The sequence below is a fragment of the Actinomadura madurae genome (assembly GCF_900115095.1).
Lineage (GTDB): Bacteria > Actinomycetota > Actinomycetes > Streptosporangiales > Streptosporangiaceae > Spirillospora > Spirillospora madurae.
In genome coordinates this window covers 309,860-326,746 of sequence record NZ_FOVH01000006.1, presented here as the reverse complement: position 1 = coordinate 326,746, position 16,887 = coordinate 309,860, and the positions used below count along the sequence as shown (strand labels likewise).

Genomic DNA, 16,887 nt, shown 5'->3' with positions numbered 1-16,887 from the left:
CCGTCAGGGCCGGGGTAGGGCGCACCCGCCTCCCAGGACGACGTCGTTGCCGGCGCCGAGGCAGCGGGCGAGCAGGTACGTCTGCTGGCCGTAGTGCGAGCCGTGCCGGACGGTGACGGCGCCGGTGCGGTCGACCTCGCAGGGGTTGTTGAACGTGCAGCGCTCGCCGTCGTCGTTGCCGGTGTTGTTGACGCCGACGACATCGCGGGTCCGGACGTCGATGACCGGCGACCCGGACGTGCCGTGGATCGTCCGGCACCGCGGCGTGTAGCGGATGGAGTCCTTCCACGTCCAGCCGGCCTCGCGCAGCCGGTACACGGTCGCGTCGATCGCGCAGCCGTAGATCGTCCGCCAGTAGCCGGACACGACGCGGATCGGCGTGCCGTCGGCCGGCCTGGCCGTCGACAGGCGCAGCGCGGGAACCCCGTACCGCCGCCGGATCGCGGCGTAGGTGGTGTCCAGCCGGTAGACGGTCACGTCGGTGTCGGTCATGGTGGCGTACTCGATCTTCGTCGCCCGGAGCGAGCCGAGGGTCCGCCCGCCGGAGGGGTCGAGGAGCGTGAACGTCCGCGACGACCTCCGGTCCACCACGACCTCGCCGGCCTTCGGCATCCCCGACTCCAGGCAGTGGCCGTTGGTCAGCACCAGCGCGGCGTCGGTGTCCCGCGAGCGCGGCCCGCGGACGAGGGAGCCCGAGCAGTTGCTGAGCGCGACGATCCCGGTGAAGTCGACGTCCGCCCGGTGCGTGCCGGGCGCCTCCGGCGGGGCGGGCGCGGGCGCGGCCTCGGCGGCGGCCGCCGCGGTGCCCGTGCCCGCCAGCGTCCCGGCGGCGAGCACGGCCGCGGCCCCCCGTACGAGAACATCGAGGCGCCCGAGCCTCCGGATCCCTCCCATCAGTCGACGTCCACCCAGCCGTAGGTGCGCTCGACGGCCTTCTTCCAGCCCGCGTAGCCGTGCTGCCGCTGCTCCTCACTCCATGTGGGTTCCCAGCGTTTGTCCTCGTTCCAGTTCTGGCGGAGCTCGTCGGTGGTGTTCCAGAATCCGACGGCGAGGCCGGCGGCGTAGGCGGCGCCGAGCGCGGTGGTCTCGGCGACGACGGGCCGCGACACCGGGACGGCCAGGATGTCGGCCTGCATCTGCATGCACAGCTCGTTGGCGGTCACGCCGCCGTCGACCTTGAGGACGTCCAGGGAAACGCCGGAGTCCTCCCGCATCGCCTCGACGACGTCGCGGGACTGGTAGCAGATCGACTCCAGGGTGGCGCGGGCCAGGTGCGCGTTGGTGTTGAACCGCGACAGCCCGACGATCGCGCCGCGCGCGTCCGACCGCCAGTACGGGGCGAACAGCCCCGAGAACGCCGGGACGAAGTACACGCCGCCGTTGTCGTCCACCTGCCGGGCGAGGGCCTCGCTTTGGGCCGCGCCGGAGATGATGCCGAGCTGGTCGCGCAGCCACTGCACGGCCGACCCGGTCACCGCGATCGACCCCTCCAGCGCGTACACGGGAGCGTTGTCCCCGAACTTGTAGCAGACGGTGGTGAGCATCCCCGCCTTGGACCGGACCAGTTCCTCACCGGTGTTCAGCAGCAGGAAGTTGCCGGTGCCGTAGGTGTTCTTGGCCTCGCCCGGCGCGAAGCACACCTGCCCCACCGTCGCGGCCTGCTGGTCGCCGAGGATGCCGGTCAGCGAGACCTCGCCGCCGAGCGGGCCGTCCGCGCGGGTGACCCCGTAGGCGTCCGGTGCCGAGGACGGCTTGATCTCCGGCAGCATCGACCGCGGGATGCCGAAGAACGACAGCAGCTCGTCGTCCCAGCCCAGCGTCTCCAGATCCATGAGCATCGTGCGGCTGGCGTTGGTCGGGTCGGTGACGTGCACGCCGCCGTCCGTCCCGCCGGTCAGGTTCCACAGGATCCAGGTGTCGGTGTTGCCGAAGATCGCGTCGCCGTTCTCGGCGGCCTCGCGGACCCCCTCGACGTTCTCCAGGATCCACTGGATCTTGCCGCCGGAGAAGTACGTGGCCGGCGGGAGTCCGGCGTTGTGGCGGATGGTGTCGCCCTTCTCGTCGCGTTCGAGGGCGGAGGCGATGCGGTCGGTGCGGGTGTCCTGCCAGACGATCGCGTTGTAGTACGGGCGCCCGGTGCGCCGGTTCCACACCACGGTCGTCTCGCGCTGGTTGGTGATGCCGAACGCCGCCAGATCGCTGTGGCTCAGGTTCGCCCTGTTCAGCGTCGACTGGATGACGGCGCGGGTGCGCTCCCAGATCTCGGTCGGGTTGTGCTCGACCCAGCCGGCCTGCGGCAGGATCTGCTCGTGCTCGAGCTGGTGCCGGGCGACCTCGTTGCCGCCGTGATCGAAGATCATGAAACGGGTGCTGGTCGTGCCCTGGTCGAGCGCTCCGACGAAGTCGGGCATGGTCTCTCCCTTTCTGCTGGAGGGGACGGGACCCCGTCAGGAAACGTCGTACTCCGGCTCCGGCTTCGCCCCGCCGGGGCCCTCCTCCTCTTCGGGGATGAGCCGGCCGACGAGCAGGAGGTACAGCCCCGCGCCGAGCACGCCGCCGATGAGCGGGGCGACGATCGGCACCCAGAAGTAGAAGTCCCCGTACTGGTCGCGCCACGCGCCGCCGTACCCGGTGAGGTACTGGGCCAGCCGGGGGCCGAGGTCACGGGCGGGGTTGATCGCGTAGCCGGCGTTGGTGCCCCACGCCATCCCGATCGCCACGACGACCAGCCCGATGATGAACGGGCCGAGGTTGGCCAGCGGAGGCGCGTTGCGCAGGTCGGTGAGGGCGAGCACCAGGAACAGCAGGATCGCGGTGCCGATGATCTGGTCGCGGAACGCGCCCCAGGTGTGGATCGGCAGCGCGCCGTTGCCGGGCAGCGTGGAGAACACGAACTGCGACTTGATCGTCAGGCCCGGGTCGAACTTGTGCAGGACCTCGGTGTAGTTCCACCGGACGATCAGCGCCGCGACGAACGCCCCGAGGAACTGGGCGAACCAGAACGGGATGACCTTGCGCCAGGGGAAGCCCTTGAACACCGCGAGGGCCAGGGTCACGGCCGGGTTGATGTGGCCGCCGCTGATCCGGGCGGAGACGTAGACGCCCAGCGTCACGCCCAGACCCCAGGCCCAGGAGATGCTGTCGTGGTCGCCCAGCGCGGGGCCGCCGGCGACGACCTGCGCGACGACGCCCACGCCGAACAGGATCAGGATCATCGTGCCGGCGAACTCCGCGGACATCTCCGCGGCGAGCTGGGGAACTCTCGGCCGTCGGGTCATGTCTCCCCCTCCTGCCCGTGTGACGTGAGACACAGCCGCCGCGAACGTACGTACGCCCGGCAGGACGGGTCAACGGATTCCTGACGACGATGCGGACACCCTGAGCCGCCCATCACACCCCCTGGAAGATCATCGTGAGAGGGATCGTTCCCAGTGAGCGCGCAACTACACAGTGTCATCGCAGGTCGGCGCTAGTGGCCGCGGAACGCCTCCGCCAGCCACCAGGCCGGGCGCCCCCGGGTGACCTTGGCGTCCACGAGCATGGGACGGTCCCGCGGGCCGGCGAGCCAGTCCGCCACCGCGGCGAGGTCGGCCGGGCGCCGGACGGTCGCGGCCGCGCAGCCGAACCCGCGGCCGATGGCGGCCAGGTCCGCGGGCGGGAACGTGACGGTGTCCAGCGGATGCCCGGCGGGCCCGAAGTGGTGCACCTCGGCCCCGTAGGCCTCGTCGTCGTAGACGAGCACGAGCATTCCCAGCCCCAGCCGGACGGCGGTCTCCAGCTCCGCGACGGACATCAGCGCGCCGCCGTCCCCGAGCGCGGCGACCGTGAGGCGGTCGGGGCGGGCCACCGCGGCGCCGATCGCGGTGGCGAGGCCGAGCCCGACCGACTGGAACGCCTGGGTGAACACGAGGCCGTCGCCGTCCGGGACGTCCAGGAACATCGCGGGATACCCCATGAAGTTGCCGGAGTCGACGGCGACCGTACGCTCGCGGGGCAGCATGCGGTCGAGCGCGATCGTCAGGGTCCGCGGGTCGATGCGCGGGCCGTCCCCGTCCTTGGCCTCGGGATGCTCCTCGTACGGGACGTCCTGCCAGCGGCCCTCCCGGGCGAGCCGCTCGGCGACCTCGGGCGTCCGGTAGCCGGTGGCGCGGTGGCCGCGCGCCGCCAGCTCCGCGGTCACGGCCAGCGCGGTCTCGGCGGCGTCGCCGATCAGCCCGAGGTCGACGGGGCGGTGCGCGCCGAGGGCACGGGCGTCCACGTCGACCTGCACGACCTTCGTCCGCCGGCCGATGAGGGCGCCGTGCCGCGTCGTCCACATGGTCAGCGAGCAGCCCCAGCCGACGACCAGGTCGGCGCCGCGGATCAGCTCCGCGGCGGCCGGGGTGGCGAACCCCCCGCTGACGTCCAGGGCGAACGGGTCGCCGGTGAACAGGCCGCGCGCGACCGCGGACGTCGCGGGCAGCGCGCCGCAGCGCGCGGCGAGCTCGGCGAGGGCGTCCCGGGCGCCCGACAGCCGCGCGCCCCGGCCGGCGATGAACACCGGCCGGCGCGCCGCCTGCAGCGCGTCGGCGAGGCTCGCGACCGCGGCGGGCGGCGGGACCGGCAGCGGCGGCACCTGCCTCCCCCGGCTCCGCGCGGACGGGGGCGGCGCGTCGTCCGGGAGGTCGGCGCCCTGGACGTCCAGCGGCAGCCCCAGCAGGACGGTGCGGCGCTCGGCGACCGCCGTCCGGCAGGCCCGCGCCACGTCCGCCAGCGCGGTCTGCGGCGAGTGGACCCGCTCGGGGACGGCCCCGACCGCCGCGGCGATCGCCGCCTGGTCGACCCGGAAGTTGGAGCGGACCGCCGCGGCGGCCACCTCGCCCGCGACGACCAGCAGCGGCGTGCGGCTCTTGGCGGCCTCCGCGATGCCGGTGACCGCGTTGGTGAGGCCGGGCCCCTGGTGGACGGTCACGACGCCGAGGCCGCCGCTCACCCGCGCGTACGCGTCGGCCATCGTCGCCGCGCCGGCCTCGTGCCGGGCCGCGACGAACCGGGCGCCGCTCGCGACGAGGGCGTTGGTCACGTGGAAGTTCCCGCTGCCGACGACCCCGAAGACGGTGCCGGCGCCGAACCGCGCGAGGGCCTCCCCCACGGCCTGCGCGACGTTCATCGCTCGATCAGCGCGAGCACGCGGGCCGGGCTGCCCGAGCCGCCGACGATGGGCAGCGGCGATGCCACCAGCACGGTGCCGCGGGCCGGCAGCCGTTCGAGGTTCTGCAGCTGGGTGAGGCCGTACTTGCCGGCGCCGAGGAAGTAGGAGTGGCACGGGAAGGGCGGGTCGAACGCGTGGGCGCCGCCCGCGTCGGTGCCGACGGTCTCCGTTCCGAGCCCGAGGACGGGGGTCTCCTCGGCGAGCCACCGGGCGCACTCCGCCGAGATCCCCGGCGTGTGCGGGCCGTTCTCGTCGGCGTTGAGGAAGGACTCCTGGTCGCCGGAGCGCGCGTCCCAGCCCGTCCGGTAGAGCAGCCAGCCGCCGTCCGGGAGCGGGCCGTTCGCCTTCTCCCAGTCGCGGACGTGGTCGATCTCCAGCAGGAAGTCGGGGTCGGCGGCGGCGTGCGCGGAGGCGTCCAGCACCACGGCGGGGGCGACGAGGCGGCCCGGCGGCACCTGCGAGACGTCCTCGCCGTCGCGGCCGGTCGCCCAGTGCACCGGCGCGTCGAAGTGGGTGCCGACGTGCTCGCCGGTCTCGATGTCGTTCCAGTACCAGGCGGGGCCGCGGTCGTCGTACCGGCTGATCTCCTTCAGCCTGAACGGGACGGTGTTGGCGAACGGCTCCGGCAGCCGCAGGATCGGCGTCCGTTCCGACAGGGGGGCGGTCAGGTCGACGATCTCCACCGAGCCGTCGGCGACGGCGGTGAGCAACTGGGCGAGCACGGACATCGTTCCTCCGGGCGGCACGAGCGGCTGAGGGGGCGCGCGGGGCTCCACGAACGTATCGCAGATGGCCCTGTTCGGAGGGTCACCCGACGCAGGCTCCCGGGTGTTCACCGAAACCCACGTCCGGCTCCGCTTTTCGTGTGATCACGCCATGGACGCAGCGTCGCGGCGCGCTCACCATCGGGGGCGGAACCCCGGCCGATCATGCCCCACGGAGGTCCGATGCGCCGCAGGCCCTGGACGCTCGCGCTCGCCGCAGCCGCCGTCACCGCCGCCCTCGCCGCTCCCCCGGCCCACGCCGCTCCCCCCGCCCCGCCCGCGCCGCCGCCCGCCTCCGTCACCGAGCGCCCGGCCGGCTTCGACCGCCTGGTCCCCTCGTCCGACCCCGTCGAGCTGCGCGAGGCCCACCGGCCCCTCTCGGTCACCTACACCTACGAGGGCCGCGAGCACACGCTCGACGACTACCTGGCGCGGACGGGCACGCTGGGCTTCGTCGTCCTCGACGGAAACGACATCGTCTTCGAGCGCTACGTCACCGCGAACCGCGACTCCCTGTTCCAGTCGTGGTCGATGGCCAAGTCGTTCACGTCGGCGGCCCTCGGCATCGCGCTCGGCGAGGGTTTCATCGACTCGATCGACGACCCGGTCACCCGGTACGTCCCGGAGCTGACGGGGTCCGGCTACGACGGCGTCTCGCTGCGGGACCTGCTGCGGATGTCGTCGGGCATCGCCTGGGAGGAGACCTCCGACGTCCCGTTCGTGCACGTGGCGGCGAGCCTCGGATACCCGCTGACCGAACTGGCCCGGCGCCAGAAGCGCGGCTGGGAGCCGGGGACGCGGTTCGAGTACACGAGCATGAACTCGTTCGTCCTCTCCTGGGTCGTGACCGAGGCGACCGGGGTCCCGTACCACGCCTACGTCCAGAAGAAGATCTGGGGACCGGCGGGTATGTCGTCCAAGGCGTACCTGGGCAACGACTCCAACGGCAACAGCATGGGGTACTGCTGCTACTACGCCACCGACCGCGACTTCGCGCGGTTCGGCCTGCTGTACCTGAACGGCGGGAAGGCGAACGGGCGGCAGGTCGTCCCCGCCTCCTGGGTGGCGCTGTCGACGCGCCCGTCGGCGTCCTTCAACCAGGGATACGGGCTGCAGTGGTGGCTCGGCAAGGACGGCGGCTTCTCCGCCAACGGCCTCGGCGGCCAGCACATCTGGGTCTCCCCCCGGTACGGCGTCGTCATCGTGAAGTCGACCCTCGCGACCCTCCTCGGCGCGGAGGAGACCGACGCCGCGTTCGAGGCGCTCGCCGCCGAGGTCGCCCGCACCCGCGGATGAACCCCGCCCGCCCCAGGAGGAACATTCCGGGCGGATCACAGGTTAGGGTGACCTAAGTACTGTGATCTGGATCATCGGAGGATGCATGGCGACGGAACCGGCACGCAGGGGACGCAGGCTCCACCGGGGGACGGTGCTGCGCACCGAGCGCCTCACCCCGCACATGATCCGCGTGGTCCTCGGCGGCGAGGGGCTCGCGGAGTTCGGTGCCGGCGAGTTCACCGACCACTACGTGAAGCTGCTCTTCCGCCGTCCCGGCGTCGAGTATCCGGAGCCGTTCGACGTGGAGCGGATCCGCGCGGAGCTGCCGCGCGAGCAGTGGCCGGTCACGCGGACCTACACCGTCCGCGCGTGGGACCCCGCGTCCGCCGAGCTGACGATCGACTTCGTCCACCACGGCGACAAGGGCATCGCCGGCCCGTGGGCGGCGGCCGCCCGGCCGGGCGAGGACCTCTTCTTCAACGGCCCCGGCGGCGCCTACGCCCCGAGCCCGGAGGCGGACTGGCACCTGTTCGCCGGTGATGAGAGCGCCCTGCCGGCCATCGCCGCCTCCCTCGAACGCGTCCCGGAGCACGCCCCCGTCCGCGCCTTCGTCGAGGTCGCCGGCCCGGAGGAGGAGCAGGAGCTGCCCACGCCCGGCGCCGCGGAGATCGTCTGGCTGCACCGGGGCGGCGGCCAGGTCGGCGACCTGCTGGCCGAGGCCGTCCAGAAGCTGGACTTCCCGGACGGCGAGGTGCACGTCTTCGTGCACGGCGAGGCGAACTTCGTCAAGACGCTGCGCCGCCACCTGCGCGTCGAGCGGGGCCTGCCCATGGACCGCCTCTCGATCTCCGGCTACTGGCGCCGCGGCCGCGACGAGGACGGCTGGCAGGCCGGCAAGCGCGACTTCAACCGCCAAATGGACCAGGAAGAAGCCGAAGCCCTCACCTGAAAGGGGCTAGGCGGTGGCTTCGGTGCGGTCGTCCAGGTCGGGGCCGTCGTCGTCGGCGAAGCCGGGGAGCCAGCGTTCCACCTCGGCGCGGAAGGGGCCCTCGGCCTCCAGCTGGCAGAGGACGCCGCCGCAGCCGGACAGGGCGCGGCTGACGGCGAGGTACTGCGGCGGCAGCCGGAACTGGCGGGCGAGGGCGTTCGGGCGCATGTCGGAGGCGATCCCGATGCCGCGGGCGGTCTGCTCGCGGAGCCACTCGCGCGAGTAGCGGAAGCGCTCCACGGCGAACGGGGCGGCGTGCGGGCCGATGAGGTCGGCGACCTCCTCGGGGTCCACGTCGGCGTCCGGCACGAGGAAGCCCTCCTCGCGGAGCGCGTCGACGATCTCGGCGGGGTCGCCGAGGGTCCCGATGCGGGTGAGCCGGCCGATCGACCACTGGAGCTCGGCCGGGACGCGGGCGGCGCCGCCGAAGTCCATGACGCCGAGGCGGCCGTCGTCCAGCAGCCGGAAGTTCCCCGGATGCGGGTCGATGTGGATCATCTCGCAGCGGGCCGGGCCGGACAGCAGGAAGCGGAACAGCAGCAGGCCGGCACGGTCGCGGCGGTCCTGGTCGCCCTCGGCGATGACCTTCGCCAGCGGGGTGCCGTCCAGCCACTCGGTGACCAGCACGTTGCCCGACTGGGCGACGACGGCGGGGACGACGAAGTCGGGGTCGCCGTCGTAGGCGTCGTGGAACGCGGTCTGGGCGCGGGCCTCGTCGACGTAGTCCAGCTCCTTCTCCAGCCGCCGCTTGAGGTCGGCGACGACCGGCTTGACCTCGACGCCCGGGAACAGCGGGGTGAACAGCCTGCTGAGGCGGGAGATCTGGTTGAAGTCGCTCATCAGCGCCTGGGCGGCGCCGGGGTACTGGACCTTGACCGCGACCGTCCGGCCGTCGTGCCAGACGGCCTTGTGGACCTGGCCGATGGACGCCGCCGCGGCGGGCCGGTCGTCGAACTCGGCGAACTTCTCGCGCCAGTCCTCGCCGAGGCCCTCGGCGAGGACCTGGTGGGTGGTGGACGCCGGCATCGGGGGCGCCGCCTCCTGCAGGCGGGTCAGGCTGGCGCGGAACGGCCCGGCGATCTCCTCGGGCAGCCCGGCCTCGAAGATCGACAGCAGCTGCCCGACCTTCATGGCGCCGCCCTTCAGCTCGCCGAGCACGGCGAACAGCTGCTCGGCGGTGCGGCGCTGCACCTCCAGCGCGACGGCCTCGGCGGGCCGCCCGAACGTCCGCTTCCCGAACCCGAGGGCGGTGCGCCCGGCGAACCCGAGCGGCAGGGTCGCCAGCTTGGCGGTGCGCGTCACCGCGCGGCGGGGGATGTCACTCACGGCCCGGCCGTCCTCTTTTCGACGATGCGTCCAATGAATACAGCCTCTCACGGAGGCGATCACCGGGAAACGGCCCGCCCCCGTCAAGGATTCAGCGTTCGGAGGCGCCCGGGGATTCCCGGCACCCGGACGTGCCGCACGGGCGCAGCAGCAGCTCGACGACCTCCAGCGCCTGGTCGATCTCCGGCCGGTTCCCGCCCAGGTAGTGCGCGTACATGAACGAGTCGGCGACCCGGACGATCGCCTGGGCGATCGTCCGGGTCGGCAGCCGGACGCGCAGCTCCCCGCGGTCGATCTCCGCCTGCAGCTCCTTGGTCAGCAGCTCGGTGGCGCGGTCCTCGATGGTGCCCGGCATGGTGGCCAGCCGGATGAACAGCCGCGGCTCGCGCTCGGTGAACGCCTTCAGGGGCTCGGCCTCCACCACCGCGCGCATGAACCGGTCGAGGAGGGCGAGGATCCGCCCGGCGCCGGAGCCGCCGACGCCCCGCGCGGCGACCCGGTAGGTGCGCTCGGTCATCTCGCCGAGGACGGCCCCGAGGAGCTGCTCCCGGCTCCCGACCCACCGGTAGAGGGTGGCCCGCCCGACGCCCAGCTCGGCGGCCAGCGCCGACATGTCGATCGGCTCGCCGCGCAGGTAGTGGGCGGAGGCGGCGGCGAGCGCGGCCGCGGGCCCGGCCGGGCGGCCGGACGGCGCGGACGGCGGCCGGACGTGGTCGCCCGGAGCTGCGAGGCCGCTCATCCGCACAGCATGTCACAGGCGGGGCGGCGGCCGATCCGATGACATGTCGCGATCGGACGACTACCAGGGGTGAACGGGGGTAATGGGCAGGTGTGAACGAGAAACAGGGGGGCGCCGGACGCAAGGGCCGGCTGCTGATCATCGGCGGGGCCGAGAACCGGACGTGCGGCGCCGGTCCGCTGGAGACGTTCGCCGAGCTGGCGGGCGGCGAGGACGCGCGGATCGTCGTCATCACGACGGCGACCGAGGTGCCCGAGGAGGTCGCCGAGGAGTACACCGCCGTGTTCGGGCGGCTCGGCGTGTCCTCCGTCCGGGAGCTGCGGCTGCTGGGCCGGGCCGCCGCCGACGCGGCGGCCACGCTGCGGGCGCTGGAGACGGCGACCGGGGTGCTGTTCAGCGGCGGCGACCAGTCCCGGATCCGCACCCTGGTCGGCTCGCGGACCAACGACCTGCTCAAGCGGCGGCTCGACCAGGAGGGCCTGGTGATCGCCGGGACGAGCGCGGGCGCCACCGCGATGGGCCACTGGATGATCCTCGGCGGCAACGGCCACGAGGTCGCCGCCTCCAGCGTGAAGGTCGGGCCGGGGCTCGGCCTGCTCGACAACGTGCTGATCGACATGCACTTCAACGAGCGCGGCCGGCTGCCGAGGCTGATGAGCGGGATCGCGCTGGACACCCGGCTGCTCGGCGTCGGCATCGACGAGGACACCGCGATCGTCGTCGGCGACGGCCAGTTCGCCGTCGTCGGGACGGGCGTGGTGACGGTCGTGGACGCCGGGCAGTCGACGGTCGCCTACGCCGCCTCCGACGACGAGCCGATGGCGATGTTCGACGTGTCGCTGCACCTGCTGCCCGCCGGCTGCGTGTTCCAGATGAACGACAAGCTCCCGGCGATCGGCGCCATGCGCGGCCCGGAGGAGGGGTAGCGGTGCGCCTCGACCACGTCCGCCGCCTGGGCGGCCCGAACGTCTACCTCCCCCGCCCGGTCGCGATCGCGCGGCTGGACCTGCAGGGCCTGACCGGTCACGAGACCACCGACCACCCCGGGTTCGCCGAGCGGCTCGTGGACGCGCTGCCGGGCCTGTCCGGGCACCACTGCTCGGCCGGCCGCCCCGGCGGGCTGCTGGACGCGATGGCGCGCGGCACCTACTTCGGCCACGTCACCGAGCACGTCACGCTGGAGCTGTCCGGGCTGATCGGCCGCGAGGTGTACTTCGGCCGCACCGTGCGCGCGGGCGGGCCGGGCGACTACGAGGTGATCCTGGAGTGCCCGGACGACGAGCCGGCGGGAAGCCCGGTGGTGGAGCGGCTGATCGCCCTCGCGATCCGGCTCGTGAACGGGGCGCTCGCCGGGCTCGTGCCCGACCCGTCCGGCGAGCTGGCGCGGGTCGCCGCCGTCCACGAGGAGGAGCGGCTCGGGGTGAGCACCGCGGCGCTGGCGCGGGCGGCGCGCGAGCGCGGGGTGCCGGTGCGCCGGGTCGGCGACCTCAACCTGCTGCGGCTGGGGTACGGGCGGTACCGGCGGATGGTGTGGGCGGCGATGACCGACGCCACGTCGGCCATCGGCATGGAGGTCGCGGGCGACAAGCGGCTCGCGCACCGGGTGCTCGCCGACGCCGGCGTCCCCGTGCCGGAGGGGCGCGTCGCGGCGTCGCCGGCCGAGGCGCTGGAGGCGCTGCGGGCGATCGGCGGGCCGGTGGTCGTCAAGCCGCTGGCCGGGCACCAGGGCGAGGGCGTCCACATCGAGCTGGCCACGCCGCCGGAGGTGGTCGCCGCGTTCGCGTCCGCGGCCGGGGACGCCGGCGAGGTCCTCGTGGAGTCCTACATCCCCGGCAGGGACTACCGGGTGCTGGTGGCCGGCGGGCGGATCGCGGCGGCGGCCGAGCTGACGGCGGCGTGCGTGACCGGCGACGGGTCGAGCACGGTGGCGGCGCTGGTGGAGCGGGTCAACGCCGACCCGGCGCGCGGCGAGGGGCACGGCCGGCCGCTGACGCGGCTCGTCCTCGGCCCGGCCGAGCTGGCGACGGCGGCGCGGCAGGGCCACGGCCCCGGGTCGGTGCCCGCGGCCGGGGAGCGGGTGTGGCTGCGGCGCAACGCGAACCTGTCCACCGGCGGCACGAGCCGGGACGTGACCGGGGAGGTGCACCCCGAGGTCGCCGCGATGTGCGTGCGGGCCGCGGCGGCCGTCGGCATGGACGTGTGCGGCATCGACCTGCGGCTGCCCGACATCGCCTCGCCGCCGCCCGCCGAGCCCGGCGCCGCCGGCGTGCTGGAGGTCAACGCGGCGCCGGGCCTGCGGATGCACCTGGCGCCGCACGAGGGAGCGGGACGGGACGTCGCCGGCGACATCGTCGACCTGATGTACCCGCCGGGGACGCCGTCGCGGGTGCCGGTCGTGTCGGTGACCGGCACCAACGGCAAGACCACGACCGTCCGGATGATCGCCTACATGCTGGAGCTGGACGGGCGGCGGACCGGCATGACCGGCACCGAGGGCGTGTACGTGGGCGGGCGGCTCGTGCACGCCGCGGACGCGTCCGGGCCGCGCTCGGCCGAGATGGTGCTGGGCGACCGGTCGGTGGAGGCGGCGGTGCTGGAGACCGCGCGGGGCGGGATCGTGCGCCGCGGCCTCGGCTACGACCGCGCCGACGTCGCGGTCGTCACCAACATCACCCGCGACCATCTCGGCATGGACGGCACCGAGTCGCTGGACGACCTGGTCGACATCAAGGCCCTGGTCGCCGAGGAGATCCGGCGCGGCGGCCACGTCGTCCTCAACGCCGCGGACGAGGCGGCGGCCGGCCTGGCCCGGCGGCCCGCGGTGCTGCGGCGCGACCCGGTGCTCCGGTTCTTCGCGCCGGCGGCGGACGCGCCCGTCCTCGCCGACCACGTCCGCGCCGGAGGCACCGGCTACCACGTGGCGGACGGCTGGCTGACCGAGGCCCGCGGCGACCGCGCGACCCGGATCCTGCCGGCGCACGAGGTGGCGGGTTCCTCCGGCGGGCGCGCGGACCACGTGATCGCCAACGCGCTCGCCGCGTCCGCCGCGGCCCGCGCCCTCGGCGTCCCCGTCGAGGTGGTGGCGCGGGCGCTGCGCTCGTTCGACCCGCACACGCGCAATCCGGGCCGGGGCTGCGTCTACCAGGTGGGCGACAACCCCGTCCTGGTCGACTACGCGCACAACCCGGCGGCGGTGGCGGCGGTGGGCGCGTTCGTCCAGCGGCGCTGGGGGGCCGCGGGCGTCGCCGCGGTGACGCTGCCGGGCGACCGGTCCGACGAGCTGGTCGGCGAGACCGCGCGTGCGCTGGCGGGGACGTTCGGCCGCGTCGTCGTCTACGAGGACGAGGACCTGCGGGGCCGCCGCTCGGGCGAGATGACCCGGCTGATCGTCCAGGGGCTCCGGGAGCGGCGCCCGGACGTGCGCCACCACCCGGCGGGCGATCTGAAGGGCGCGCTGACGTCGGCGCTGGACATGGCGGGGCCGGGCGAGCCGGTCCTGCTGCTGTACGAGAAGCTGGAGCCGGTCACCGAGCTGCTGGAGACGCTGGGCGCGGAGCCGGCCGGCTAGTGCCGGGCGGGGCGTCCGGCGCCGGCGGGCGCAGCAGCAGGACGGTGACGGCCAGCAGCATCAGCACGACGACGCCGTCCATCCAGTAGTGGTTGGCGGTGGCGACCACCACCGCGAAGGTGGTCACCGGGTGCAGGAGCCACAGCCATCGCCACCGCGTGCGGGACGTGAGGACGAGCCCGACGGCGATGACGGCGGCCCAGCCGATGTGCAGGGACGGCATGGCGGCGTACTGGTTGGAGACCGTGTCCGTCTCGGGCGCCCCGTACACGGCGGGGCCGAAGCGGGCGGCGGTGTCGATGAGCCCCATGGCGGGCATCATCCGCGGCGGCGCCAGCGGGACGAGCAGATGCAGGACGAGCGCCACGGCCGTGAGCGCCACGATGACCCGCCGCACCCACCGGTAGTGGACGGGCCGGCGCAGGTAGATCCAGAGCAGGAACAGCCCAGTCGCCGGGAAGTGGACGTAGGCGTAGTAGGAGTTGGCCGCGTGCACGAGGAACTCGCTGTGCAGCAGGCCGTGCTGGACACCGGTCTCGCCCGGAAGGCCGAGGACGCGTTCGAGGCGCCACACCCGGTGGGCGTTGTCGAAGGCCTCGGTGACACGCCCGTTGGCCAGCAGCCGCCCGAGCTTGTAGGCGCCGAACAGCACGATGATCAGCAGCAGCTCGCGGACGGGCCGCGGCCGCCCGCCGGGACGGATCCCGGACGCCCCAGGGCGCGCGGGCCGGCGCAGCCGGGTCAGCGCGCCGGGGGCCCTGCGCGGCTGGTCGAGGAGGCTCACTGCGTGTCCTTCGCGGATCGGCGTCGTCGGGGAGATGCCGAAGCCTCTCACCTTCCACGCCCACGTTGGAAACGACGCGTGACACGCCAACGATAGAACAAGTTTGCTTGGTCGGCAAAAATGCAGAAGCTGCCAAATTACGTGACGTGCATCTCACCGGAAGGCCGCACGAAACCGGGCGAAGCGTCCTTCCTAGGTGATCGGAAGACCCACGTAGTTCTCGGCCAGCGAGGTCTTGGCCGCCTCCGAGGACACCACGTAGTCGAGGTGGGAGCGCTGGAGCCGCCGCTCGAAGTCGCTCGCGGCGGGGTCGGTGTGCAGCAGCGTGGTCATCCAGTACGAGAAGTGCTCGGCCCGCCAGACCCGCCGCAGGCACGCGGCGGAGTAGCCGTCCAGCAGCGTCTCCGACCCCGTGGCGTACCGCTCGGCGAACGCCCGCGCGAGGACGATCACGTCGGACACCGCGAGGTTCAGTCCCTTGGCCCCCGTCGGCGGCACGATGTGGGCGGCGTCCCCGGCCAGGAACAGCCGGTCGTGGCGCATCGGCTCGGCCACGAAGCTGCGCATCGGCGTGACCGCCTTGTCGGTGATCGGGCCCTCGTGCAGCTTCCAGCCGTCGTCGGTGGCGAACCGCGCCGCCAGCTCATCCCAGATCCGGGCGTCGGGCCAGGCGGCGAGGTCCTCGTCCGGCGCCACCTGGAGGTACAGGCGGCTGACGTGCGGCGAGCGGAGGCTGTGCAGCGCGAACCCGCGGTCGTGGTGGGCGTAGATCAGCTCCTCGGTGGACGGGGCGACGTCGGCGAGGATGCCGAGCCAGGCGAACGGGTAGTCGCGGGTGAACGTCCGCAGCCCCGGCACCGCCGGGCGGCTCACGCCGTGGAAGCCGTCGCAGCCCGCGATGTAGTCGCAGTCGAGGGTGTGCGTCGCGCCGCCGCTCCGGAACGTCACGCTGGGCGCGGACGCGTCCAGGTGCAGGGCCTCCGCCTCGAACCGCACGTCGCCGCCGTCCGCCAGCCGCCGGGCGACCAGGTCCTTGACGATCTCGGTCTGCGCGTACACGGTGACCGTCCGGCCGGTCAGGTCGGTCAGCGGGATCCGGTGCCCCGCGCCGCCGAACCGCAGTTCGAGCCCGTGGTGGACGAGGCCCTCGCGGTCGAGCCGCTCCCCCGCCCCGCTCTCCCGCAGGACGTCGGTCGTGCCCTGCTCCAGCATCCCGGCCCGCTGCCGGTGCTCCACGTAGCCGCGGTCCCGGCTCTCCAGCACCACCGAGTCGATCCCCTGGAGACGCAGCAGATGGGAGAGCAGCAGCCCCGCGGGGCCGGCCCCGATGATCGCCACCTGTGTACGCATCGATCCTCCTCGTGGTCCGCGCAGCTCACCCGCCGATGCTCGCGCCCGTCGCGGCCGCTTCAGGCGCCGGTCTTCCGCTCGGCGGAAAACATGTCGGGATGGCCGTGCCAGTGCGCCGCCACGTCCCGCGACAGCGCCCGCGCCGCCGTGGCCAGCGGCGGCAGCAGCCGCCGCAGGTCGGCGCCGCGGGAGCCCGCCACCAGCGACATCGCCGCCACCACCTCGCCCGCCCCGTCCCGCACCGGGGCGCCCACGGACGACGCGCCGAGCGTCATCTCGTCCCGGGTCAGGGAGTACCCGGCGCGGCGGACCCGCTCGATGCAGCGCCGCAGCTCCGCGGGGTCGGTGATGGTGCGCACCGCGTACCGGGGCAGTTCCCCGTCCAGCACCTTCTCCCGCACCTCGGGCGGCGCGTACGCCAGCAGCACCTTGCCCACGCCGGTGGTGTGCAGCGGCAGCATGGCGCCGACCTGCGTGACGACCGGCACCGACCGCGTGCCGCGCAGCCGCTCGACGATGAGCACGCGGTCCTCGCGGAGCACGCCGAGCTGGACGTTGTCGTGCGTGGCCTCGTACAGGTCCTCCATGTGCGGGAGTGCCAGCTCGCGCAGCCCGGTGACGGCGGGGGCCTGGCTGCCGATGCGCCACAGCCGGGTGCCGATGCGGTACGTCCCGTCCGGGACCCGCTCCAGGAACCCGCCCGCGACCAGCTCCCCGACGAGCCGGTGCCCGGTCGCCAGCGGCAGCCCCGCCCGCCGGCAGATCTCGCTCAGGTTGAGGCGGACGCCGCCCTGCGCGAAGGCGTTCAGGATCGCCATCACCTTGCCGGCCACGCTGACCGGCCGCGCCCGCTCCGCCCTGTGACCTGTCACGTGGCCCCTCCGCCCGGGCTCCCGCCC

Annotated in this window: 14 protein-coding genes; 4 read left to right on the top strand and 10 right to left on the bottom strand. The window is 73.9% G+C overall.

Annotated elements, in window-relative coordinates:
* Nucleotides 1-3 precede the first annotated feature (3 nt).
* From BM339_RS19725 to BM339_RS19705, 5 genes are all read right to left on the bottom strand, one after another.
* On the bottom strand, nt 4-894 hold the full coding sequence (locus BM339_RS19725) for a S1 family peptidase (protein ID WP_075021774.1): 891 nt from the start codon (nt 892-894) through the stop codon (nt 4-6).
* The gene (glpK, locus tag BM339_RS19720; protein ID WP_075021773.1) at nt 894-2,411 is read right to left on the bottom strand and encodes a glycerol kinase GlpK; all 1,518 of its coding nucleotides are present in this window, start codon (nt 2,409-2,411) and stop codon (nt 894-896) included. Before glpK ends, BM339_RS19725 begins: the two co-directional genes overlap by 1 nt.
* A gap of 36 nt (nt 2,412-2,447) precedes the next feature.
* Nucleotides 2,448-3,278: an MIP/aquaporin family protein gene (locus BM339_RS19715; protein ID WP_021600102.1), complete on the bottom strand. Its 831-nt coding sequence runs from the start codon at nt 3,276-3,278 to the stop codon at nt 2,448-2,450.
* Between the two features lie 191 nt (nt 3,279-3,469).
* Nucleotides 3,470-5,149 carry a thiamine pyrophosphate-binding protein gene (locus tag BM339_RS19710; RefSeq protein ID WP_075021772.1) on the bottom strand — a complete coding sequence of 560 codons (1,680 nt, stop codon included), beginning with the start codon at nt 5,147-5,149 and terminating at the stop codon, nt 3,470-3,472.
* Complete coding sequence (locus tag BM339_RS19705; RefSeq protein ID WP_021599085.1) at nt 5,146-5,919, bottom strand: cyclase family protein; 774 nt, start codon at nt 5,917-5,919, stop codon at nt 5,146-5,148. Before BM339_RS19705 ends, BM339_RS19710 begins: the two co-directional genes overlap by 4 nt.
* Nucleotides 5,920-6,138: 219 nt before the next feature.
* Between BM339_RS19705 and BM339_RS19700 the strand changes: the two genes are divergently transcribed.
* Nucleotides 6,139-7,251, top strand: coding sequence for a serine hydrolase domain-containing protein (locus tag BM339_RS19700; protein WP_075021771.1), 1,113 nt, complete (start codon nt 6,139-6,141; stop codon nt 7,249-7,251).
* Between the two features lie 85 nt (nt 7,252-7,336).
* Nucleotides 7,337-8,182, top strand: coding sequence for a siderophore-interacting protein (locus BM339_RS19695; RefSeq protein ID WP_075021846.1), 846 nt, complete (start codon nt 7,337-7,339; stop codon nt 8,180-8,182).
* Between the two features lie 6 nt (nt 8,183-8,188).
* On the opposite strand, the gene BM339_RS19690 is transcribed toward BM339_RS19695, so the two are convergent.
* Both BM339_RS19690 and BM339_RS19685 read right to left on the bottom strand, forming a co-directional pair.
* Nucleotides 8,189-9,547: an ABC1 kinase family protein gene (locus BM339_RS19690; protein ID WP_021599082.1), complete on the bottom strand. Its 1,359-nt coding sequence runs from the start codon at nt 9,545-9,547 to the stop codon at nt 8,189-8,191.
* Between the two features lie 91 nt (nt 9,548-9,638).
* Nucleotides 9,639-10,286, bottom strand: a complete 648-nt coding sequence (locus tag BM339_RS19685; RefSeq protein ID WP_021599081.1) for a TetR/AcrR family transcriptional regulator — start codon at nt 10,284-10,286, stop codon at nt 9,639-9,641.
* Nucleotides 10,287-10,378: 92 nt separating this feature from the next.
* On the opposite strand from BM339_RS19685, the gene BM339_RS19680 reads away from it, so the two are divergent.
* Together BM339_RS19680 and cphA are read left to right on the top strand one after the other, a co-directional pair.
* A complete protein-coding gene (locus BM339_RS19680) occupies nt 10,379-11,212 on the top strand; it encodes a cyanophycinase (RefSeq protein ID WP_021599080.1) in 834 nt (277 codons plus the stop codon).
* 2 nt (nt 11,213-11,214) lie between these two features.
* Nucleotides 11,215-13,854, top strand: coding sequence for a cyanophycin synthetase (cphA, locus tag BM339_RS19675; protein ID WP_075021770.1), 2,640 nt, complete (start codon nt 11,215-11,217; stop codon nt 13,852-13,854).
* Here cphA and BM339_RS19670 read toward each other — a convergent pair.
* From BM339_RS19670 to BM339_RS19660, 3 genes are all read right to left on the bottom strand, one after another.
* Complete coding sequence (locus BM339_RS19670) at nt 13,811-14,638, bottom strand: phosphatase PAP2 family protein (protein ID WP_021600016.1); 828 nt, start codon at nt 14,636-14,638, stop codon at nt 13,811-13,813. The two genes, cphA and BM339_RS19670, sit on opposite strands and share 44 nt — an antisense overlap.
* A 192-nt stretch (nt 14,639-14,830) precedes the next feature.
* Entirely contained in the window at nt 14,831-15,988 is a 1,158-nt protein-coding gene (locus tag BM339_RS19665) for a 4-hydroxybenzoate 3-monooxygenase (protein ID WP_075021769.1), read from the bottom strand.
* Between the two features lie 59 nt (nt 15,989-16,047).
* A complete protein-coding gene (locus BM339_RS19660; protein ID WP_024935264.1) occupies nt 16,048-16,860 on the bottom strand; it encodes an IclR family transcriptional regulator in 813 nt (270 codons plus the stop codon).
* Between the last annotated feature and the right edge of the window lie 27 nt (nt 16,861-16,887).